This window comes from Bisbaumannia salifodinae (assembly GCF_055388505.1).
Map to the genome: position 1 here is coordinate 3,650,116 of NZ_AP043781.1, position 21,547 is coordinate 3,671,662.

Genomic DNA, 21,547 nt, shown 5'->3' on the forward strand with positions numbered 1-21,547 from the left:
CACCCCCGGCGACAGGCTATAATCGTGCCCATTTTTCCCGTCCCCGGTGGTGCGCAAGCGACCTCCCGGGCGGTATCACCCTGATTGCTCCGGAAGGCCCCATGGACAAGACCTATCAACCCGAACAGATCGAAGCCCGCTGGTACCAGCGCTGGGAAGCCGACAACCGCTTCGCCCCCTCGGGCGAAGGCGCCCCCTACTCGATCATGATTCCGCCGCCCAATGTCACCGGCAGCCTGCACATGGGTCACGCCTTCCAGGACACCATCATGGATACCCTGATCCGCTGGCGGCGCATGCAGGGTCACAACACCCTCTGGCAGGTGGGCACCGACCACGCCGGGATCGCCACCCAGATGCTGGTGGAGCGCAAGGTCGCCGCCGAGGAAGGCAAGAGCCGCCACGACCTGGGTCGCGACGCCTTTATCGACAAGGTGTGGGAATGGAAGGCCGAATCCGGCGGCCATATCACCCGCCAGCTGCGCCGCATGGGCGCCAGCGTCGACTGGAGCCGCGAGCGCTTCACCATGGACGACGGCTTCTACCAGGCGGTCCAGGAAGTCTTCGTGCGCCTCTACGACGAGGGGCTGGTCTACCGCGGCAAGCGCCTGGTCAACTGGGACCCGACCCTGCATACCGCCATCTCCGACCTCGAGGTGGAGAACCGCGACCAACAGGGCCAGTTCTGGCACTTCCGCTACCCCCTGGCCGATGGCGTCACCACCGACGCGGGCCTCGACCACCTGGTCGTCGCCACCACCCGCCCCGAGACCCTGCTCGGCGATACCGGGGTGGCAGTCAACCCGGAGGATCCCCGCTACGCCTCGCTGATCGGCAAGGAGATCATCCTGCCGCTGGTGGGCCGGCGCATCCCCATCGTCGCCGACGAACACGCCGACATGGAGAAGGGTTCCGGCTGCGTGAAGATCACCCCAGCCCACGACTTCAACGACTACGAGGTGGGGCGTCGCCAGGGGCTGCCGCTGATCAACGTCTTCACCCAGGACGCCGCCATCCTGGCCCGGGCCGAGGCCTTCGATATCCAGGGCCGGCCGCTGGCCGATATCGACCCGAGCCTGCCCGAGGCCTATGCCGGCCTCGACCGCTTCGAGGCTCGGCAGCGAATCGTCGCCGATATGGAGGCCGCGGGCCTGCTCGAGCGAATCGAGACGGTCAATAACACCCTGCCCTATGGCGACCGCTCCGGCGACGTCATCGAGCCGCTGCTCACGGACCAGTGGTTCGTCGCCGTGGAGAGCCTCGCCAAGCCCGCCATCGCGGCGGTGGAAAACGGCGATATCGAGTTCGTGCCCAAGAACTACGAGAACATGTACTTCGCCTGGATGCGCGACCTCCAGGACTGGTGCATCTCCCGTCAGTTGTGGTGGGGCCATCGTATCCCCGCCTGGTACGACGCCGAGGGCAACGTCTACGTGGCCCGCACCGCCGAGGAGGCCAGGGCGAAGCATAATCTTCCCGCGGACCTCGAGCTGACCCAGGACGAGGACGTCCTCGATACCTGGTTCAGCTCGGGCCTGTGGACCTTCGGCACCCTGGGCTGGCCGGAACAGACCCCGGAACTGGCGACCTTCCACCCCTCCAGCGTGCTGGTCACCGGCTTCGATATCATCTTCTTCTGGGTCGCGCGGATGATCATGCTGACCCTGAAGTTCACCGGCGAGGTGCCCTTCAAGCAGGTCTATGTGCATGGCCTGGTGCGCGACGGCCAGGGCCAGAAGATGTCCAAGTCCAAGGGCAACGTCCTCGACCCCATCGACCTGATCGACGGCATCACCCTCGACGAGCTGCTCGACAAGCGCACCGGCAATATGATGCAGCCGCAGAAGGCCAAGGCGATCGCCAAGGCCACCCGCGCCGAGTTCCCGGAGGGCATCGAGCCCCACGGCACCGACGCCCTGCGCTACACCTTCCTCTCCCAGGCCACCACCGGACGCGATATCAAGTTCGACATGGGCCGCCTGGATGGCTACCGCAACTTCTGCAACAAGCTGTGGAACGCCTCCCGCTATGTGCTGATGAATACCGAGGGCGAGGATACCGGCCTGACGGGTGAACCGGTCGAGCTCTCCCTGGCGGATCGCTGGATCGTCTCGCGGCTGCAGCAGACCGAGGCCCAGGTGACCAAGGCCATGGAGGAGTTCCGCTTCGACCACGCCTCCCAGGCCCTCTACGACTTCGTCTGGAACGAGTACTGCGACTGGTACCTGGAGCTCTCCAAGCCGGTGCTGTGGGACGAGGCGGCCTCCGCGGAGGCCAAGCGCGGCACCCGTCGCACCCTGGTGCGGGTGCTGGAGGCGATCCTGCGCCTGGCTCACCCGATGATGCCCTATATCTCCGAGGAGATCTGGCAGCGGGTCGCGCCCCTGGCCGGCACCCTCCGGGACGAGGGCGACTCCATCATGGCCCAGCCCTGGCCGCTGCCGGAGGAGGCCAGGATCGACGAGGCCGCCACCCGGGATATCGAGTGGCTCAAGGGGGTGATCGTGGCGGTGCGTAACATCCGCGCCGAGATGAATATCGCCCCGGGCAAGCCCCTCGACGTGCTGCTGACCAAGGGTGGCGAGGCCGACCGGGCGCGCCTGGAGGCCAACCGCCGCTTCCTCGCCAAGCTCGCCAAGCTGGAGAGCATTACCTGGCTGGACGACCCCGCCCAGGCGCCGCTCTCCGCCACCCAGTTGGTCGGCGAGATGGAAGTGCTGGTGCCCATGGCCGACCTGATCGACAAGGAAGCCGAGCTGACTCGTCTCGACAAGGAGATCGACAAGCAGGACAAGCTGATCGGCGGCATCGAGAAGAAGCTCGGCAACGAGAGCTTCGTGGCCAAGGCCCCGGAAGCGGTGGTGGAGAAGGAGCGCGGCAAGCTAAGCGATTTCCAGGCCGCCCGGCGTCTGCTGGCCGAACAGCGCGACAAGATCGCCGCGCTCTAGGCATGCAGGCCATGTCAGCCTCGAAGCAACAGCGCGGCAAGCTCATGCTCTCCAGTTGGCCAGGCCGCCCGGCGCCTGCCGGCCGAGCGGCGCGACAAGATCGCCGCCCTCTGAGCCCGAGCCATGTCGACGCCTAAGCGAGACGGCGGCTTTCGGGCCGCCTTCCCCGGCGAACCGCGCCGGGGTGACTCGCCGTCCCCCCGGGAGGGCCTCAGCCCCCAGGCGGTGGACATCCTCTTTCCGATCTTCGAGCAGGCCAGTGCCGGGGCCATCTCGGTGGATGTGGATAGCCGCATCACCTGGATCAACGACAGCTACTGTCGCCTGCTGGAGATCAGCGACCCCCAGGCGGTGATCGGCCGCCCGGTGGCCCAGATCATTCCCCATACCCGCATGCCGGAGGTGATCCGCAGCGGCCGCCCCATCCTGCTGGATATCATGGAAGCCCATGACCAGCAGCTGGTGGTGATGCGCCTGCCGGTGCATGACGAGGCCAGCGGCCGGGTGATCGGCGCCGTGGCCTTTATCCTCTACGACGACCTCCAGCCGCTGACCCCCATGGTCAGCAAGTACCGGCGCCTGCAGCGGGACCTGGCCGCCGCCAAACGCGCCCTGGCCAAGCGTGGGGCCCGCTATGAGATGGCCGACTTCGTCGGCGCCAGCCCCGAGGTACTCGAGGTCAAGCGCCGCGCCCGCCTGGCGGCGGCCCGCCAGACGCCGATACTGTTGCTCGGCGAGACCGGCACCGGCAAGGAGGTGCTGGCCCAGGCCATCCATGCCGCCTCGCCCCGGGCCGGGGCCCCATTGGTGGCGGTCAATGTGGCGGCGGTGCCGGAGAGCCTGCTGGAGGCAGAGTTCTTCGGCGTGGCCCCCGGGGCCTATACCGGCGCCGACAAGCGGGCCCGCCAGGGCAAGTTCCAGCTCGCCGATGGCGGTACCCTCTTCCTCGACGAGGTGGGGGACATGCCCCTGGCGCTGCAGGCCAAGCTGCTGCGGGCCATCCAGGAGGGCGAGGTGGAGCCCCTGGGCTCCAACGAGGTGCAGCCGGTGGACGTGCGCCTGATCGCCGCCACCAGCCGCGACCTGGAGGCCATGGTGGCCGAGGGCCGCTTCCGCTCCGACCTCTACTACCGCCTCAATGTACTGACCATCCGCCTGCCGGCGCTGCGCGAGCACCCCGCCGATATGGGCATTCTCTGCGAGGCGCTCCTCGAGAAACTGGCCCTGGAGAGCGGCGAACCCCGCGCCGAGATCACCCCGGATGCGGTGGCCCTGCTAGCGGCCCAGCCCTGGCCCGGCAATATCCGCGAGCTGCGCAACGCCCTGGAGCAGACCCTGGCCCTCAACGAGGCGTGCAGCGTGATCGACGCCGCCACCCTGACCCCCGCCCTGCCCCACCCCTGCGGCGAGGCGCCGGCCACCCCGCCGCTACGCCCCCTGGCGGAGGCCGTGGCCGAGGCGGAGCGCCAGGCCATTCGCCAGGCCCTGGCCGCCTGCGGCGGCAACCGCTCCCGGGCCGCTCGCCTGCTGGGCATCCCCCGCTCGGTGCTCTATACCAAGCTCGCCAAGCTGTCCCTAAATCCGGACAACTGACCGTTTTTACGGACAGCTTATTTCGCATTCCCCTGAATATCGTCCTGAAACCCGGACACTCCTCGAGCCCCGCCCACACAGACGATTAATAACCATCTGTTTTACAAAAACTTTTCTTTTCTGGCACGGCATCTGCATTGAGTCAGGCAAGTGCCGCGACGACGGCACCTCCTCAACAACAATGAGACCAGGAGCCCGCATGCCGCTCTCACGCCAGATCTTCCGTGCCGCCCCGCTGACCGCCGCCGTCGGCGCCGTGATGCTGGGAACCGCCGCCCTGCCCATGACCGTCTCCCAGGCCGAGGCCCAGGAGCGGGTGCGCTGGCAGGTGCCCATCGCCTTCCCCTCCCACCTGGTGGGCCTGAGCACCCCGGTGCGCTACCTCAGCGAATCCCTGGAGCAGACCTCCGACGGCAATATCACCCTGCGCTACTACGAGCCCGGTGAGCTGATTCCGCCCTTCGAGATCCTCGATGCGGTCTCCCAGGGCACCTACGACGCCGGCTTCACCTGGGTCGGCTATGACCAGGGCAGTATCCCCGCCCTGCCGCTCTTCGCCGGTGCCCCCTTCGGCATGGAGCCCCCCGCCTACCTGGCCTGGCACTACTTCGGTGGCGGCGCCGAGCTGCTCGAGGAGATCTACGCCGACTACGACGTCCACCCCCTGCTGTGCAGCATGATCGGTCCCGAGGCCGCCGGCTGGTTCGCCGAGCCCCTGGAGTCCCTGGAGCAGATCGACGGCCTGCGCATCCGCTTCGCCGGTATCGGCGGCCGCGTCCTGGAGCGCCTGGGCGCCTCGGTGACCATGATCCCCGGCGGCGAGCTCTACCAGGCCATGGAGCGGGGCGTGATCGATGCCACCGAGTTCTCCGCCCCGGCGGTGGACCGCATCCTCGGCATGCAGGAAATCGTCCAGAACTATGTGATGCCGGGCTGGCACCAGACCTTCACCACCGCCCACCTGCTGGTCAATCAGGAGAGCTGGGAGGCCCTCTCGCCCCAGAGCCGGGCGCAGATCGACATGGGCTGCCGCGCCGCCACCCTCTATGGCTACGCCCAGAGCGAGTTCGAGACGCCCCAGGCCCTGCGCGACTTCGAGGCGGAAGGCGTCAATGCCCAGGTGCTGCCCGACGAGGTCCTCGCCGAACTGCGCCGGGTCACCGACGAGGTGCAGGCGGAGATCGCCGCCGAGGACGCCATGTTCGCCCGGGTCCTGGAGAGCCAGCGGGAATTCATGGCGGTGCACGGCAACTGGCACCACAAGGGCCACCTGCCGCGCAGCTACTACGCCCCCGAGGCCCTCGACCGCGACTGATCCCTGACCCGGCCGCCGCCCGCGGGCGGCGCCCCCTGCGCTTCGGAGTCCCCCATGTCTGTCCCCGATTCCTCCGCCGGCCACGCGCCGGCGGGCGGCCCCGTGCTGCCCACCAACCGCCTCAGCCATCGCCTGGACGGCGCCATCCTGTGGATCGGCCAGGCGGTCTCCTGGCTATGGCTGGCCACCCTGGCGGTGGTACTGGCCAACGTGGTCAACCGCTTTATCCTCGGCCGCGGCTCCATCGCCGTGGAGGAGCTCGCCTGGCACCTGTTCGGCGCCACCATGATCCTGACCCTGGCCTATGCGGTGGTCAGCGACGACCATGTGCGGGTCGACGTGCTGCGCGAGAAGTTCTCGCCGCGCGCCCAGGCCTGGATCGAGCTGCTGGGCATCGTGCTGCTGGCCCTGCCGATCCTCACTCTGATGCTGGACGCCCTCTATGCCTACGGCTATCGCGCCTTCGAGCGCGGCGAGCATTCCCAGGCGCCCAGCGGCCTGCCCTACCGCTTCATCATCAAGACCCTGATACCCATCGGCCTGACCCTGGTGGCCATCGCCCTGGCGTCCCGGGCGCTGCGCTGCGCCACCCTGCTGTTCGGCTTCCCCCGTCGCCTCGAGGGCGACGGCTCGCCGCCCACCCGCTGAGTCACGAGGTTCTCCATGGGACTGGAACAATTCCTGGTACTGGCGATGTTCGCCAGCTTTATGGGCCTGCTGCTGGCCGGCTTCCCGGTCGCCTGGTCGCTGGCCGGCATCGGCTTCCTGTTCGCGCTGATCGGTCATGGGCTGGTGGAATTCTTCGACGCCGACCTGTGGTTCAGCTGGAGCGGCACCATCGGCGCCCTGGACCGACGCATCTATGGCATCGTCGCCAATGAGCTGATGGTGGCCCTGCCGCTGTTTATCTTCATGGGCATCATGCTCGATCGCTCCGGCATCGCCGAGCGCCTGGTCCACTCCCTGGTGCGGGTGCTGGGCGGGCTGCGCGGCGGCTACGCCATCACCGTGGTGATCGTCGGCGTGCTGCTGGCGGCCTCCACCGGCATCGTCGGCGCCTCGGTGGTGCTGCTGGGGATGCTCTCCCTGGGCCCCATGATGCGCGCCAAGTACGACAAGTGCCTGGCGGTGGGCACCGCCTGCTCGGTGGGGACCCTGGGCATCCTGGTGCCGCCCAGTATCATGCTGGTACTGATGGCCGATCGCCTGGGCACCCCGGAGGCCTCGGTGGGGCGCCTGTTTATGGCGGCCCTGGTACCCGGGGTGATGCTGGGGCTGCTGTATATCGCCTATATCCTGATCGCCGCCTACCTGAAGAAGGACCTGGCCCCGGCCCCCGAGGACCGCGAGCGCCTCGATGCCCGGGCCTTCCTGGGGGTCGCCAAGGCGGTGCTGCCACCCCTGACCCTGATCCTGGCCGTGCTGGGCTCCATCTTCACCGGTTTCGCCACCACCACCGAGGCCTCGGCGGTGGGCGCCCTGGGCGCCATGCTGCTGGCTCTGGCCAACCGCCGCCTGACCCTGCATACCCTGCGCGAGGCGCTCTATCAGACCAGCCGCACCACCGCCTTTATCTTCGCCATCTTTATCGGTGCCACCGTCTTCGCCGCAGTGCTGCGGGGGCTGGGCGGCGACGACGTGGTACGCCTGACCCTGACCGGCCTGCCCTTCGGCGAGACGGGGATCGTGCTGAGCATCCTGCTGGTGGTCTTCCTGCTCGGCTTCTTCCTCGACTGGGTGGAGATCACCCTGATCATCCTGCCGCTGGTGGCGCCGGTGGTGATGAGCCTGGGGGTCGACCCGCTATGGTTCGCCATGCTCTTCGCCATCTGCCTGCAGACCTCCTTCCTGACCCCACCGGTGGGCTTCGCGCTCTTCTATATCAAGGGCGTCTGCCCGCCGGAGATCACCACCCGGCATATCTACCTGGGGGTCGCCCCCTTCGTGGCCATCCAGTTGCTGGGCTTGCTGCTAGTGTTCTTGTATGCGCCCCTGGCCACCTGGCTGCCCAGTGAAATCTATGGCGGCCAATGATTCGGAGACTTCATGATGCGACTCGATAACAAGACCGCCCTGATCACCGGCGCCGCCGGCGGCATCGGCCGTGCCGTGGCCGAACGCTACGCCGCCGCGGGGGCCCGGGTAGCCATCGCCGACCTCGACGCTGAGGCCGCCGAGGCCGCCGCCGAGGCCATCCGCCGGGCCGGCGGCGAGGCCCTGGCGCTGGCCATGGATGTCACCGACGAGGCCGCCGTGGAGGCGGGGGTGGCCCGCCTGGTGGCCCAGTGGGGACGCCTGGATATCGCCCTGGCCAATGCCGGCATCCAGCATATCCAGCCCCTGCATGAGCTCAGCCTGGCGGACTGGCGCAGGGTGCTGGCGGTGCACCTGGACGGCGCCTTCCTGGTCACCCGGGCGGCCCTGCACCGGATGTACGCCCAGGGCGGCGGCTGCCTGCTCTATATGGGCTCGGTGCACAGCAAGCTGGCCTCGCCCCTCAAGGCCCCCTATGTGACCGCCAAGCACGGCCTGCTGGGCCTATGCCGTACCGTTGCCAAGGAGGGGGCGGCCCATGGGGTGCGCAGCAACCTGATCTGCCCCGGCTTCGTGCGCACCCCCCTGGTAGACAAGCAGATTCCCGAGCAGGCCCGGGAGCTGGGCATCTCCGAGGAGGCGGTGATTCGCGACATCATGCTCAAGGACACCGTGGATCAGGAATTCACCACCCTGGAGGATATCGCCGAGGTGGCCCTGCATCTCGCCGCCTTCCCCTCGGCGGCCCTCACCGGTCAGTCGGTAGTAGCCAGCCACGGCTGGTATATGCAGTAGCGCTGAATGGCCTGCGTTATCGTGTCGCGGCGAGGCTCACCGGGCAGTCTCGCGGGGGTGGCCAGCCACGGCTGGTATATGCAGTAGGCCGATGAGCCCCGATGGCGAGAGCGGCCGTTGGGGAAACACTGTTCCCTTATCAGGGGATCGCCTAGAATGGGGCCAACGCTTACCTGGTGATAATGACGCCATGCTCTCGAAACACCCCGACTTCGCGCCGGCCCGGCTGCTCTTCTATAACCTGCTGGGTATCGCCCTGATCCTCGGTTGGTGGTCGCCCAACCTGCTGATCTGGGAGGCCATGGACGACGCCATCTTCTTCACCACCAATGCCTGGCTGCATGAGGGCAATATGGCCTGGGTGCACCTGGTGGCGCTCTCCAACAACCGCGCCTTCGATGGCATCAGCCTGCTGGCACTGGCCGCGGTCTTCCTGTGGGCCATGCGTCGCGATCCCCGGGCGGAGCACCGATGGCTGCGCTGGGGCGGCATCGGCCTGACCCTGCTGCTCACCGCCGGCATCATCAATCGCATCGAGGCCTATGTCGTCACCTATGGTCATGCCAGCCCCACCCTGGTCTACGACAATACCAATCGGGTCACCGAGCTGGTGGACTACGCCACCAAGGCGGTCTCCGCGAGCAGCTTCCCCGGCGACCACGGCCTGATGCTGATGATCTTCGCCGCCTTTATGTGGCGCTTCGCCGGCCGTCGGGTCGGCCTGGTGGGCGCCGCCATGGTGGTGCTGTTCAGCGCCCCGCGTATCCTCGGCGGCGCCCACTGGTTCAGCGATATCTACTTCGGAGCCCTGGCCATCGCCCTGATCCTGCTGCCCTGGGTCCTGTGCACGCCCCTGGCACCGCGCACCGCGGCGGCCATTACCCGCGGCCTGATCGCCCTCCAGGGACGACTGCGGCCGGCCCGCTAGGACACCGCCACGCCCCACCAAAAAGGCCAGGCCCCGATAAGGAGCCTGGCCTTTCTTATGCCGGGGCGCAGGAATCAGCGGCGCTGGAAGCCCCCCAGCACCCGGCTATCGCGGCCGAAGAACACCAGCCGATCGTGATCGATCAGGTAGCGGTGGGCGGCCTGCATCATCTCGGCGACCCGGGCCGCCTGGGGGGCACCGGCACAGTCGCGACCCGCGCTGAGTCCCTCGATGGCGATGCGATTGCCATCGTCCAGGGCCAGGTTACCGTCGAGGCGACGACAGCCGTCGCTGCCACTCAGGCGCAGCCCGCCACGCCCGGACTCCGCCTCGAACCAGGCCGGCTCGGCGCCCTGCCAGCGCTCGTCGCTGCCCAGCAGGATCAGTTGCCAGCGCGGGCCGATCACCGGGGAGTCACTGCTCGCCGTCGGCGTCGCGGCCTCCCGCTCGGGGGCCGGCGGCGTGCTGCCACAGCCCACCAGGAGACTCATCGCCAGGGCACCGATCCACCGGAGCTTTACCATCGTCCTTCCTCTTGCCGATCCGAAAGTTGCTGATCCGAAAGGCCTAAGGGTGCCCTATCCACCACGCCTTGGCCAGTGCCCCCGAGGCCAGGGTGCTTCGGGGAGTGGGGGTTTATCGGGATTCTCTTTACCAACGGACTAGGGAACAATGGAGCGGCTATGCTAAACGGATCCGGGGCAGTGCCCCGCCCCAATCAAGGAGCCTTCTTATGCTGCGAGCCCTTCATAACGATGCCCTGGGCAAACTGATCCTGCGCCTCTCTGTGGGCATCCTGATGCTGCTGCATGGCATCAGCAAGCTGCTCGACCCGGGCAGCCTCAACTGGATCGGCGACCTACTGGCCGGTTATGGCCTGCCCAGCTTCCTGGCCTATGGCGTGCTGATCGGCGAGCTACTCGCTCCGCTGATGGCCATCGTCGGCTGGCAGACCCGGGTGGCGGGCCTGCTGATGGCGGGCAATATGCTGGTCGCCATCGCCCTGGTGCATACTCACGAGCTCCTTATGCTCAACCAGAGCGGCGGCTGGCAACTGGAGCTGCAGGGCCTCTTCCTGTTCGGCGCCGTGGCACTGATTTTCCTGGGCAGTGGGCGAATGGCCGTCCGCCCGGATTAATACGCGGCCGATGAAAACGCCGCCCGGGCTTCCCCGGGCGGCGTCTCGCCGAACCGGCGGCCCCTACCAGGTGCCGTGGTTCTCCATCTCGCTCCAGGGCGCCTTGGGTGCCAGCGGCTCGCCGGCCTGGAGCAGCTCCACGGAGATGCCGTCGGGACTCTTCACGAAGGCCATATGGCCATCCCGGGGTGGGCGATTGATCGTCACGCCCCCGACCTGCAGCCTCTCGCACAGGGCATAGATATCATTGACCCGGTAGGCCAGGTGACCGAAGTTGCGCCCGCCCTGGTAGGTTTCCGGATCCCAGTTGTGGGTCAGCTCGAGCATCGGCGCGCGGTTCTCCCGAGCCGCCAGTTCGTCCTCCGGCGCGGCCAGGAACACCAGCGTAAAGCGCCCCTTCTCGCTCTCCTTGCGGCTGATCTCGATCATCCCCAGCAGGTCGCAGTAGAAATAGAGGGATTCCTCCAGATCGCTGACGCGGACCATGGTGTGTAGGTATTGCATAACGAGGGCTCCTTTACTGCTGAATATAGCGCTGGAAGATCTCCGGGGCACGGTCGTCGGCGTGCCAGCCATAGACCGCATAGTCGTCGACCCGGCCGGTCTCCATCCCCGGCGAGCCGTGGGGCATGCCGGGGACCGCCAGACCGGCCAGCTCGGGATCCTCCTCCAGCAGGCGGTGAATATCGGCGGCGGGCACATGGCCCTCGATCACATAGCCCTCCACCACCGCGGTATGGCAGGAGGCGAGCTGCGGCGGCACGCCCTGCTCGCTCTTGATCTGGCGCATCTCCCGGGTCTCATGGAGACGCACCTCGAAACCCTCGGCCTCCAGGTGCTCCGACCAGGCGGTGCAGCAGCCACAGTCGGGATCCTTCCAGATTTCCACCAGCGGGCCGGCAACGGCCAGGGGGGAAAGCATCAGGCCCAGCCCCAGGGCCGCCAGGCGGCGTAGAATGTCTCTTGCTAGCATCGATCGTCTCCCTTCTCAGGAACCGACGGCAGGATACCCTGCCAGGACAGGAGCCACCATGCCCCACTACTGCGACACGGCCCCCTCCCACCCCGTGCATGCGCCCTACCATGATCATGAGTATGGCTTTCCCATCGCCGACGAGGCCTCGCTCTTCGAGCGACTGGTGCTGGAGATCAATCAGGCGGGGCTCTCCTGGCTTACCGTGCTGAACAAGCGCGCGGCTTTCCATAGCGCCTTCGAGGGTTTCGAGGTCGACCGGGTCGCCGTCTATGGCGAGGACGAACGCGCCCGGCTGCTGGCCGATGCCGGGATTATTCGCAATCGCTTGAAGGTCGACGCCGTGATCCATAACGCCGGGGTCATTCGCGCACTGCGTGAGTCCCACGGCGGCTTTCACGCCTGGCTGGAGGCGCATCACCCCCTGAGTCATGCGGACTGGGTCCGGCTCTTTCGCCGCACCTTCCGCTTTACCGGTCCGGAGATCGTCGGCGAGTTCCTGATGAGTACCGGCTACCTGTCCGGCGCTCACCGGGACGACTGCCCGGTGCAGTCGCGGATCCTAGCCGCCGGCCCCGCCTGGGCCTGCGGCTAGGAGTCAGGCATGGACTCATTGACTCAGGCGGCGCTGGGGGCGGCGGTGGGTGGCGCGGTGCTGGGGCGGCGCCTGGGCCGCAAGGCGGTGTTGCTCGGGGCCCTGCTGGGCACCCTGCCCGACCTGGACGTGGTGCTGGACTATGGCGACGCCGTGGCCAATGTCACCGAACACCGCGGCGTCAGCCATTCGCTGTTCGTGCTGACGGGCCTCGCCAGCCTGCTGGCCCTGCTGTTCCAGCGCTTCGCCCCGATCCGGAACATCTCCCTGGGCCACTGGTGGACCTTCTTCGTGCTCTGCCTGGTCAGCCATCCCCTGTTGGATGCCCTGACCACCTATGGCACCCAGCTGTGGTGGCCCCTGGACGCCGGGCCCAGCGCCTACCCCATCGTCTTTATCATCGACCCGCTCTATACCCTGGCACTGCTGGGGGGCCTCCTCGCCGCCCTGGTCGGCCCCCGGGTGCGCCGCGCCTGCGTTTGGGGGCTGGCGCTCTCCTGCAGCTATCTGCTCTTCGCCGCCGGCGCCAAGCTCACGGTGGAGCAACGCCTGGCCCCGGCACTGGCGGCCCGGGGCCTGGCATCGGCGCCGCGGCTGGTACAACCGACGCCCTTCAATACCCTGGTATGGCGGGCCACGGTGATCGATGGCGATGATCACTACGAGGCCCTGGTGGGGCTGTTCGATGGCGCCGCGCCACCGAGCCTGGAGCGCTATCGCCGTGGCGCCGAGTGGCAGCCGCTGGCCCTGAGTCACCCCCGCGGCGAACGCCTGGCCTGGTTCGCCGGCCCCTTCCTGCGCTACGAGGTCCGTGACCATCAGGGGCAGGAGACCCTGATCGCCACCGACCTGCGCCTGGGCTTTCCCGGCTTCCATCCCTTCGCCTTTACCCTGGCGACCCGCGAGGGCGGTACCTGGCAACCGGTGCTGGTGAGCGAGCAACTGGCGAGCCCCTACCAGGCCAATGGCGACCGCCGCCAGGCCCTGGCGCGCCTCGCCTCACGGCTATGGGGCCCCGAACCACCGCTGTGCACCAGCCACTTCGTGGCCGCCGAGTGGATCGTCGAGGCACCGAGCCACTGCTAGCCTCAAGCCCCCCACAAAAAACGGCGCCCCCGAGTATTCGGGGGCGCCGCGATTCGTGGGCGGCAACGGAGCCCAGCCTTAGATCCTGCCTTAAAGCTTGGCGACTAATTGCTCGATGGCTGACTTCGCCTCGCCCAGGGCTTCCTGCTGATGGCCCATATTGAGGCCCTCGGCGAAGATGCTGTTCACCTCGGAGAGGCCGATCATGCCGAGCATCGCCTTGAGGTGCGGGGTCTGGGTGTCCATGGGGGTGCCGGCATACTGGCCGCCCCGGGCCAGCAACAGCACGGCGCGCTTGCCTTCCACCAGGCCCTGGGGGCCGTTCTCGGTGTAGCGGAAGGTAACCCCGGCGCGCATCACCCGATCGAACCAGGCCTTGAGCTGGGTGGGTACCCCGAAGTTGTACAGGGGCACCGCCAGCACCACCACGTCATGGGCCTTCAGTTCCTCGATCAGCGCATCGGAACGGGCCGCCAGGGCCTGCTGCTCGGCGCTGCGCTCGGCGGCATCCACCTGCCAGCTGCCCAGCTCGGCCAGGCCCAGGTGGGGCAGGTCGTCGGCCACCAGGTCACGGCGGGTGATGGCGAGGTCATCGCGGCGAGCCGCCTCGGCGACCAGGTGGTCGGCCAGGGCCTGGGAATTGCCGCCGAGGATGGAGCTGGTGATTACGAGGATCTTGGTGGTCATGGCGATTCTCCTGGTCAAAGGGGCAACGGGTCGTGAGTCGTTGCCGAGCTAATGATCGCCATTCTAGATGTATTTTTTGAGATGATAAGCGCAAAAAAACGCGGCAATCTTTCGATAAAAGCAAAAGATTGCCGCGATAGCACTAGCCGATAGCGATGGTCTCAGGGTGCGATGCCCTGACCACAGCCCCGATACTGCTGCCCCGCCATCTCCAGGGTGACCCGAGCCGGGAAGGGCTCGCCGCTCATATCATCGAAGCAGGCCCGCGCCTCCAGGGTCAGGGTAAAGGGCGTGTCGGCACGCCCGCTCGCCAGCACCACCCGGCCGGCGTCGTTGTTTATCTCGGTGACCCGATAGGGCAGGCTCAGCTCGCGCTGCCCATAATCCAGGGTCAGGTCCAGCTCCGGCACGTCATGGGCCAGGCGCACCGCCCAGCCCGGCTCGTTGCCGCGGCCATGGAACATTACCCCGGGACGCTGCTCCCGGGTCAGGGCCCGCCGGGCGATATCGCTGCGGCACTCCAGCCGACCGTTGTCGCTCTCTACCAGGGCGGTATCGCCGCGATTCCAAAAGCTCAGCCCCGCCTGCTCGTAGCGGGCCCCGGAGGCCACCACCGCCGGGGTCAGGCGATAGGCGCCATGAGCCGACCAGAGGCGCAGCTCCTCCTCGCCGAAGGCGGCGACCAGGTCCTGGGCCGGGGTGCAGCGCCAGGCGATAAACTCCTCGGCATCGCCGGGAAAGAGCGCCGACGGCAACAGTGGCGCCGTGGGCCGCACCTGAGTAGCGTCTTCCACCGCCGCCGGTTCGGCCTCGATGCCGGGACGGACCTCCACCACGGGCCGCTCCGCGGGCGCCACGGCACAGCCGGCCAGGACCAGGAGGCTTCCCAGCCACAGGGGACCACGCAGGATAGGGGGGATGCGGGTCATGCGAACTCCTTGCAACGTCTGAGATTCCGCCACCAGCATATCAGGCGCCGGGGCCCTTGGCCCCGGCGCCTGATATGCTCTACCAACGCTGTGACGGCAGTGAGTTACCGTCGGCGCGAGGGAAGACGCATAGCCTTAGCCGTATTTGCGACGCAGCTGCTGCGCCGCCTCCACCATATTGGCCAGGGCCGGCTCCACCTCGGCCCAGGTGCGGGTCTTGAGGCCGCAGTCCGGGTTGATCCACAGCCGCTCGACCGGAATACGCTCGGCGGCTTTCTCCATCAGCTGCACCATCCACGCCACCTCGGGCAGGTTCGGCGAGTGGATATCGTAGACCCCGGGCCCGATCTCGTTGGGATAGGCGAAGTCCTGGAAGGCATCCAGCAGTTGCATATCCGAGCGCGAGGTCTCGATGGTGATCACGTCCGCATCCAGGGCGGCGATGGAGTCGATGATGTCATTGAACTCCGAGTAGCACATATGGGTGTGGATCTGGGTGGCGTCGCCGGCCACGGCGGCGCTGAGCCTGAAGCACTCCACCGCCCAGCTCAGGTAACCGGCCCAGGCCCCCCGGCGCAGCGGCAGCCCCTCGCGCAACGCCGGCTCGTCGATCTGGATCGCCGCGATCCCCGCCCGCTCCAGGTCCGCCACCTCGTCGCGCAGCGCCAGGGCGATCTGCCGGCAGGTGGTCTCCCGGGGCTGGTCGTCGCGTACGAAGGACCACTGCAGGATGGTCACCGGGCCGGTGAGCATGCCCTTCATGGGCTTGTCGGTCAGCGACTGGGCGTATTCGCTCCAGCGCACCGTCATCGGCGCCGGGCGGCTGATATCGCCATAGATCACCGGCGGCTTGACGCAGCGCGAGCCATAGCTCTGCACCCAGCCATGGCGGGTGAAGGCGAAGCCCTCCAGCAGCTCGCCGAAGTACTCCACCATGTCGTTACGCTCGGGCTCGCCATGCACTGGCATATCCAGGCCCAGGGCTTCCTGGCGAGCCACCGCCTGGGCGACCTCCTCACGCATCCGCGCCTCGTAGGTCTCGCGGTCCAGCTCGCCGGCCTTGAAGGCGCGACGGGCGGCGCGAATCTCGGCGGTCTGGGGGAAGGAGCCGATGGTGGTGGTGGGCAGCAGCGGCAGCCCCAGGCGACGATGCTGCTCGACGGCGCGCCGGGCATAGGGGCTGGCGCGCTCGGTATCCGCGGCGGTGACCGCCGCCAGGCGCTGGGCCACCGCCGGCTTGTGAATTCGCGGCGAGGCGGCGCGGGACGCCAGGGCCGCACTGGCGGCCTCGACCCGGGCCCGGTCGTCCGGGGTGGCGCGACCGCCCAGCAGCCGTGCCAGGGTCACGGTCTCGTCGAGCTTCTGGCGGGCGAAGGCCAACCAGCCCCTGAGCTCGCCGTCCAGCTCGGTCTCGGCTTCGAGGTCCACCGGCACATGCAGCAGCGAGCAGGAAGGAGCGATCCACAACCGCTCGCCCAGGCGCTTCCGAGCGTCGGCGAGCCCCTCCTGCCGCGCCGCCAGGTCGGCACGCCAGATATTGCGGCCGTCGATGGCCCCCACCGAGAGCACCTTGTAGGCGGGCAGGTTATCCAGCACCGGGGTCAGCTGCTCGGGGGCGCGCACCGCATCGATATGCAGGCCATCCACCGGCAGGCTCACCGCCAGTTGCAGGTTGTCGCCCAGGGCACCGAAGTAGCTGGCCACCAGCAGCTTGGGGGGCACGCTGCCCAGCCGGTTGTAGGCGGCCTCATAGGCCTGGCGCCAGGCCTGGGGCAGGTCCTGCGCCAGCGCCGGCTCGTCGAGCTGCACCCACTCCACGCCCTGCGCCGCCAGGCACGCCAGCAGCTGGCCATAGACCGTCACCACCTCGTCCAGCAGGCTCAGGCGATCGAAGTCGGCGCCCTTGGTCTTGCCCAGCCACAGCCAGGTCAGCGGGCCGACCAGGGCCACCTTGACCGGGTGGCCGGCGGCCTGGGCCTCGGCCACCTCGTCGAAGAGGCGCTGACTGGCCAGCCGGAAACGCTGCCCCTCGTGCAATTCCGGCACCAGGTAGTGGTAGTTGGTATCGAAGTACTTGGTCATCTCGCAGGCGGCGGCGGGCGTGCCGCTGGGGGCCCGCCCCCGGGCCAGGCGGAAATAGGTATCCAGGGAGACGTCGCCCTCGGCCACTTCGCTATCGGCGCCGAAGCGACTCGGAATGGCCCCCAGCAGCGCCGAGACATTGAGTACCTGGTCGTAGAAGGCGAAATCGCCCACGGTGACCAGGTCGAGGCCGGCGTCCCGCTGGGCCTGCCAGTGGCGGGCACGCAATTCGCGCCCCACGGTCTCGAGGCCCTCGCGGTCCAGCTCGCCCTTCCAGTAGGCCTCGGTGGCCTTCTTCAGCTCCCGGTTGGCGCCGATCCGTGGGTAGCCCAGGGTATGTGCCAGCGTCATGTTTATTCCCCCATGATATTAAAACCAGTGTTTATGGCACGATTTGCCATAAGCGATGGGGAAAGTCTGGCTGGCCATGGGAGGTGAATCAAACTAAATTAACTAATCGTTAAAGTGAAAGAAGCTCATGATCATGTTGGAACTGCGACACCTCCGCACCCTGGTGGCCCTGCGCGACGCCGGCTCCCTGGTGGAAGCCGCCGAACGCGTGCATCTGACCCAGTCGGCCCTCTCTCACCAGATCAAGGATCTGGAGGAGCGCCTGGGCAACCCCCTCTTCCTGCGCAAGACCCGCCCGGTGGAGTTCACCCGCGCCGGCCAGCGCCTGCTGGCGCTGGCCGAGCAGGTGCTACCCCAGGTGCGCATGGCCGAACGCGACCTGGCGCGGCTGGCCGGTAACGAACAGGGCCGCCTGCATATGGCCATCGAGTGCCATAGCTGCTTCCAGTGGCTGATGCCCACCATCGACTATTTCCGCGATCACTGGCCCGAGGTGGAGGTGGACATTCCCAGCGGCCACAACTTCGACCCGCTGCCGGCCCTGGCCCGGGAGCAGCTCGACCTGGTGATCACCGCCGACCCCCAGCCCCTGCCGGGGGTCTTCTACGAACCGCTGTTCCGCTACCAGGGACTCCTGGCCGTGGCCAAGCAGCACCCCTTCGCCGAGCGCCCCTATATCCTGCCCCAGGACCTGGCCGAGGAGACCCTGATCCTCTACCCGGTGGAGCAGGGGCGCCTGGATGTCTTTACCCAGTTCCTCGACCCCGCCGGGGTCAAGCCCAAAGAGGTGCGTACCGCCGAGCTGACCATCATGATGATGCAACTGGTGGCCAGCGGCCGCGGCGTCTGTGCCTTGCCCAACTGGGCGCTCACCGAATACCTGGAGCGGGATTATGTGCGCGCCGTAGCGCTGGGGGAAAACGGCGTCTGGAGCACCCTGTTCGCGGCGATCCGCGAGGAGAATCGCGACGCGCCCTGGATGGAGGATTTCCTGCGCACCGCCAGGGAGACCTCCTTCGCGGTGCTGGAGGGGATCAAGCCGGCGTAACCATCGTGGGCGCCCGACCTGGCCATCGCTCGGCACAGCCGAGCTCCCACGAGGCGCCTGATTTATGGGCAGAAGCGGGCGCCGCCGGGGTGATGGAGAGCGGCTATCGTCCACGGGACGCATGGTGAGGCAACTCAGCGGCGTTCCAGGGGCAATAACAGGCTAAAGCGGGCGCCGCCGGGGTGATGGAGAGCGGCTATCGTCCACGGGACGCATGGTGAGACAACTCAGCGGCGCTCCAGGGGCAATAACAGGCTAAAGCGGGCGCCGCCGGGGTGATGGAGAGCGGCGATCGTCCACGGGACGCATGGTGAGACAACTCAGCGGCGTTCCAGGGGCAATAACAGGCTAAAGCGGACGCCACCGGGGTGATGGAGAGCGGCTGTCGTCCACGGGACGCATGGTGAGACAACTCAGCGGCGTTCCAGGGGCAATAACAGGCTAAAGCGGGCGCCGCCGGGGGAATGGAGAGCGGCTGTCGTCCACGGGACGCATGGTGAGGCAACTCAGCGGCGTTCCAGAGGCAATAACAGGCTAAAGCGGGCGCCGCCCAGATGCGGGCTGTCATCCACCGCCACGCTACCGCCGTGCCAGGCCATCACCTTCTGCACGATGGAGAGCCCCAGGCCATAGCCGCCGGAGCGGCGGGTACGGCTGTCGTCGAGGCGCGCGAAGGGCTTGAAGATTCCCTCCCGCGCCTCCACCGGCACCCCGGGACCGTCATCCTCCACATCGATGCGCAGCGCCCAGGGCTCCTGGGTCAGGCGCACCTCCACCCGTGCGGTGGCGTGGCGGCAGGCGTTGGCCACCAGGTTCTGCAGGGCGCGCTGCAGATAGCGCGGATCGGCCTCCGTCTCCACCGGCGGGCCGGGCACCAGCACCAGGTCGAGATCGCCATGCAGGGGCGCCAGGGTCTCCACCACCCGCCGCGCCATCTCCCGGCAGTCCAGGCTCTCGCGGCTGAGTACCTGGCCCTGGCCGGGGTCCCCCCCCAAGCGGGCATAGGTGAGGATCTCGTCCACCAGGGCGTCGAGCTCCTCGATATCGGCATCGATGCCCTGCAACTGGCGGCGGATACCGCCATCCTCGGTCATGTCCTCGACCATCTGCACCGCGAAGCGAATCCGCGCCACCGGGGTACGCAGCTCGTGGGAGACGGCGCGGATCATCTCCTGCTGGGTGCGCAGCAGTGACTGCACCCGGGCCGCCATGCCGTTGAAGGCCATGCCCAGGCGCCCCAGGAAGTCGCCGCTCTCCACCTTGACCCGGGTATCCAGGTGGCCCGCGGCGATTCTCGAGGCCGCCTGCTCGAGCCCCGCCATGCGCGACTCCAGGCCGCGCACGATCAGATAGATGCTGGCCGCCAGCCCCAGTAGCAGCACGCCGATCAGCAGCAACGCCAGGCTCATCGGCATGGGCTCGAAGGCCTCCATGGGCCCCACCTCCAGCCACCGCTCGCCACCGGCCTCGGCGGGCAACGGCAGATAGAGGGAGATCGCCCAGCGCTGGGGCAGCAGGCGAATGGTGACCTCCGCCTCCTGGAGGCGCTCGGGGGGCGCCTGGGCCCAGCCTTCCGGCGGGGTCGCACTGAGGCTCACCGGCAGGGCGGTCTCGGCGAGCAGCGCCAGGCGAGCCTCCCGCCGGGTGGGCGCGGCCTCGTTCAGCCAGCGCCCCAGCTCCACCGCCAGGCCACGCAGCTGTTGCTCGTTGAGGCTATCCAGCTCCGCCACCATCAACCCCGATCCGCCGGGCAGCCGGCGCCACAGCCGCCAGCCCTGGCCATCCCGGGATTCCACCAGGGTCTGGCCCTCCTCGAGGCGCGAGCGGTCGAAGTAGTTGAGCGACGGGGAGGTCACCGGTACCACCGAGAGGCGGATATCCAGCTCCCGGGAGCGTCGTTCCAGCCAGTCGCTACGAACCTCGGCGGGCAGGGCGGCATAGCGGTGGGCCAATACCAGCATGGGGGCGCTGGCCAACTCTTCCCGGTAGTGCTCGCGGCGCACCTGGTCGATCACCGCGAAGCCCCCCAGGGCCAGGCCGCCGATCACCAGCAGGGCCAGGGCCAGCAGGACATAGACCCTCAGGAAGGTGCTGTCGGCCAGGGGCCGGGGCAGGAAGCGGATCGGCATCAACCGTCCTTGACGAAGAGATAGCCCTTGCTGCGAACCGTCTTGATGCGATGGGGCTGGTTGGGATCATCACCGATCTTGGGACGGATCCGAGAGACCCGCACGTCGATGGAACGATCCTGACCGTCGTACTTGATGCCACGCAGTTGCGAGAAGATCTCCTCCCGGGTCAGGACCCGCCCGGCGTTGCTGGCCAACAGCCAGAGCAGATCGAACTCGGCACTGGTCAGGTCGATGCGCTCGCCGTTCAACCAGGCCTCCCGGGTGGCACTATCGATGGCCAGGTCGCGAAAGCTCAACTGCGCCTCACCGCTCGCCTCGCTGCTCTCGGCGCGGCGCAGCAGGGCGCGCATCCGTGCCAGCAGCACCCGTGGCTGTACCGGCTTGGGCACATAGTCGTCGGCGCCCATCTCCAGGCCCAGCACCTGATCCATGTCGTCGGTGCGGGCGGTCAGCATCAGGATGGGGCCATGATAGTCGCCGCGTACCCGGCGACAGATCGACAGGCCGTCCTCGCCGGGCAACATCAGGTCAAGAATCACCAGATCCGGCTGCAGTTCGAGGATACGCGCCACCCCCTTGGCACCATCCGCCTCGACGCTGACGCGGAAGCCGTTGGCCTCCAGGTAGTCGCGTGTCAGCTCGGCGAGCCGCTCGTCATCCTCGACAATCAGCACATGTTCCAGGTCGCTGCTTGTCACGCTGCCATCCACTCCCATGAGTGCGTTTCCTCGTTCATATGAGCCGCCCCTCATGGCATCTGGCCATCCGAGGGCACTCCGACCCCTAGGTTATCTCATGTAACGTATTTTCGTCGCCATTGCCGGTAACGAAAACGTCGAAGACGCGAGATAATAAGGGTTATCTGATTCAATCGCGAAACCGCGTCCCAGCGCCTCTCCCGAATCGCCCACCG

The 21,547-nt window shown here is 67.7% G+C and carries 19 protein-coding genes; 11 read left to right on the forward strand and 8 right to left on the reverse strand.

Annotated elements, in window-relative coordinates; translation table 11 throughout:
* The first annotated feature begins 101 nt into the window (after positions 1-101).
* The 7 genes from ACZ5EF_RS17055 to ACZ5EF_RS17085 all read left to right on the forward strand — a co-directional run bounded on the left by ACZ5EF_RS17055 (position 102) and on the right by ACZ5EF_RS17085 (position 9,613).
* Positions 102-2,948 (forward strand): valine--tRNA ligase, encoded by a 2,847-nt coding sequence (locus ACZ5EF_RS17055; protein WP_346061422.1) that lies wholly within the window; start codon positions 102-104, stop codon positions 2,946-2,948.
* A 123-nt stretch (positions 2,949-3,071) separates the two neighbouring features.
* Positions 3,072-4,541, forward strand: a complete 1,470-nt coding sequence (locus ACZ5EF_RS17060) for a sigma-54 interaction domain-containing protein (protein WP_346061421.1) — start codon at positions 3,072-3,074, stop codon at positions 4,539-4,541.
* 199 nt (positions 4,542-4,740) lie between these two features.
* Positions 4,741-5,856: a TRAP transporter substrate-binding protein gene (locus ACZ5EF_RS17065; protein WP_346061420.1), complete on the forward strand. Its 1,116-nt coding sequence runs from the start codon at positions 4,741-4,743 to the stop codon at positions 5,854-5,856.
* Between the two features lie 54 nt (positions 5,857-5,910).
* Positions 5,911-6,504, forward strand: coding sequence for a TRAP transporter small permease subunit (locus ACZ5EF_RS17070; protein WP_346061419.1), 594 nt, complete (start codon positions 5,911-5,913; stop codon positions 6,502-6,504).
* 15 nt (positions 6,505-6,519) lie between these two features.
* Positions 6,520-7,890: a TRAP transporter large permease gene (locus tag ACZ5EF_RS17075; protein ID WP_346061418.1), complete on the forward strand. Its 1,371-nt coding sequence runs from the start codon at positions 6,520-6,522 to the stop codon at positions 7,888-7,890.
* A gap of 12 nt (positions 7,891-7,902) precedes the next feature.
* A complete protein-coding gene (locus ACZ5EF_RS17080) occupies positions 7,903-8,685 on the forward strand; it encodes a 3-hydroxybutyrate dehydrogenase (RefSeq protein ID WP_346061417.1) in 783 nt (260 codons plus the stop codon).
* A 190-nt stretch (positions 8,686-8,875) separates the two neighbouring features.
* Complete coding sequence (locus tag ACZ5EF_RS17085; RefSeq protein WP_346061416.1) at positions 8,876-9,613, forward strand: phosphatase PAP2 family protein; 738 nt, start codon at positions 8,876-8,878, stop codon at positions 9,611-9,613.
* A gap of 74 nt (positions 9,614-9,687) precedes the next feature.
* Here ACZ5EF_RS17085 and ACZ5EF_RS17090 read toward each other — a convergent pair whose 3' ends face one another.
* A complete protein-coding gene (locus ACZ5EF_RS17090) occupies positions 9,688-10,137 on the reverse strand; it encodes an META domain-containing protein (protein ID WP_346061415.1) in 450 nt (149 codons plus the stop codon).
* A 209-nt stretch (positions 10,138-10,346) separates the two neighbouring features.
* On the opposite strand from ACZ5EF_RS17090, the gene ACZ5EF_RS17095 reads away from it, so the two are divergent.
* Positions 10,347-10,751: a DoxX family protein gene (locus tag ACZ5EF_RS17095; RefSeq protein ID WP_346061414.1), complete on the forward strand. Its 405-nt coding sequence runs from the start codon at positions 10,347-10,349 to the stop codon at positions 10,749-10,751.
* Between the two features lie 63 nt (positions 10,752-10,814).
* On the opposite strand, the gene ACZ5EF_RS17100 is transcribed toward ACZ5EF_RS17095, so the two are convergent.
* Both ACZ5EF_RS17100 and ACZ5EF_RS17105 read right to left on the reverse strand, forming a co-directional pair.
* Complete coding sequence (locus ACZ5EF_RS17100) at positions 10,815-11,255, reverse strand: VOC family protein (RefSeq protein WP_346061413.1); 441 nt, start codon at positions 11,253-11,255, stop codon at positions 10,815-10,817.
* Between the two features lie 13 nt (positions 11,256-11,268).
* On the reverse strand, positions 11,269-11,724 hold the full coding sequence (locus ACZ5EF_RS17105) for a DUF411 domain-containing protein (RefSeq protein WP_346061412.1): 456 nt from the start codon (positions 11,722-11,724) through the stop codon (positions 11,269-11,271).
* 58 nt (positions 11,725-11,782) lie between these two features.
* On the opposite strand from ACZ5EF_RS17105, the gene ACZ5EF_RS17110 reads away from it, so the two are divergent.
* Both ACZ5EF_RS17110 and ACZ5EF_RS17115 read left to right on the forward strand, forming a co-directional pair.
* On the forward strand, positions 11,783-12,319 hold the full coding sequence (locus ACZ5EF_RS17110) for a DNA-3-methyladenine glycosylase I (protein ID WP_346061411.1): 537 nt from the start codon (positions 11,783-11,785) through the stop codon (positions 12,317-12,319).
* 9 nt (positions 12,320-12,328) lie between these two features.
* Complete coding sequence (locus ACZ5EF_RS17115) at positions 12,329-13,405, forward strand: metal-dependent hydrolase (RefSeq protein ID WP_346061410.1); 1,077 nt, start codon at positions 12,329-12,331, stop codon at positions 13,403-13,405.
* A gap of 90 nt (positions 13,406-13,495) precedes the next feature.
* Here ACZ5EF_RS17115 and ACZ5EF_RS17120 read toward each other — a convergent pair whose 3' ends face one another.
* From ACZ5EF_RS17120 to metE, 3 genes are all read right to left on the reverse strand, one after another.
* Positions 13,496-14,092 (reverse strand): FMN-dependent NADH-azoreductase, encoded by a 597-nt coding sequence (locus tag ACZ5EF_RS17120; protein ID WP_346061409.1) that lies wholly within the window; start codon positions 14,090-14,092, stop codon positions 13,496-13,498.
* A 161-nt stretch (positions 14,093-14,253) separates the two neighbouring features.
* The gene (locus tag ACZ5EF_RS17125) at positions 14,254-15,021 is read right to left on the reverse strand and encodes an MliC family protein (RefSeq protein ID WP_346061408.1); all 768 of its coding nucleotides are present in this window, start codon (positions 15,019-15,021) and stop codon (positions 14,254-14,256) included.
* 135 nt (positions 15,022-15,156) lie between these two features.
* Positions 15,157-17,454, reverse strand: a complete 2,298-nt coding sequence (gene metE, locus ACZ5EF_RS17130; protein WP_346061407.1) for a 5-methyltetrahydropteroyltriglutamate--homocysteine S-methyltransferase — start codon at positions 17,452-17,454, stop codon at positions 15,157-15,159.
* Positions 17,455-17,587: 133 nt separating this feature from the next.
* On the opposite strand from metE, the gene ACZ5EF_RS17135 reads away from it, so the two are divergent.
* Positions 17,588-18,502, forward strand: coding sequence for a LysR family transcriptional regulator (locus ACZ5EF_RS17135; protein WP_346061406.1), 915 nt, complete (start codon positions 17,588-17,590; stop codon positions 18,500-18,502).
* Between the two features lie 506 nt (positions 18,503-19,008).
* Here ACZ5EF_RS17135 and ACZ5EF_RS17140 read toward each other — a convergent pair.
* A complete protein-coding gene (locus tag ACZ5EF_RS17140) occupies positions 19,009-20,631 on the reverse strand; it encodes an ATP-binding protein (RefSeq protein ID WP_346061405.1) in 1,623 nt (540 codons plus the stop codon).
* Positions 20,631-21,350 carry a response regulator gene (locus ACZ5EF_RS17145; protein WP_195862008.1) on the reverse strand — a complete coding sequence of 240 codons (720 nt, stop codon included), beginning with the start codon at positions 21,348-21,350 and terminating at the stop codon, positions 20,631-20,633. Before ACZ5EF_RS17145 ends, ACZ5EF_RS17140 begins: the two co-directional genes overlap by 1 nt.
* Between the last annotated feature and the right edge of the window lie 197 nt (positions 21,351-21,547).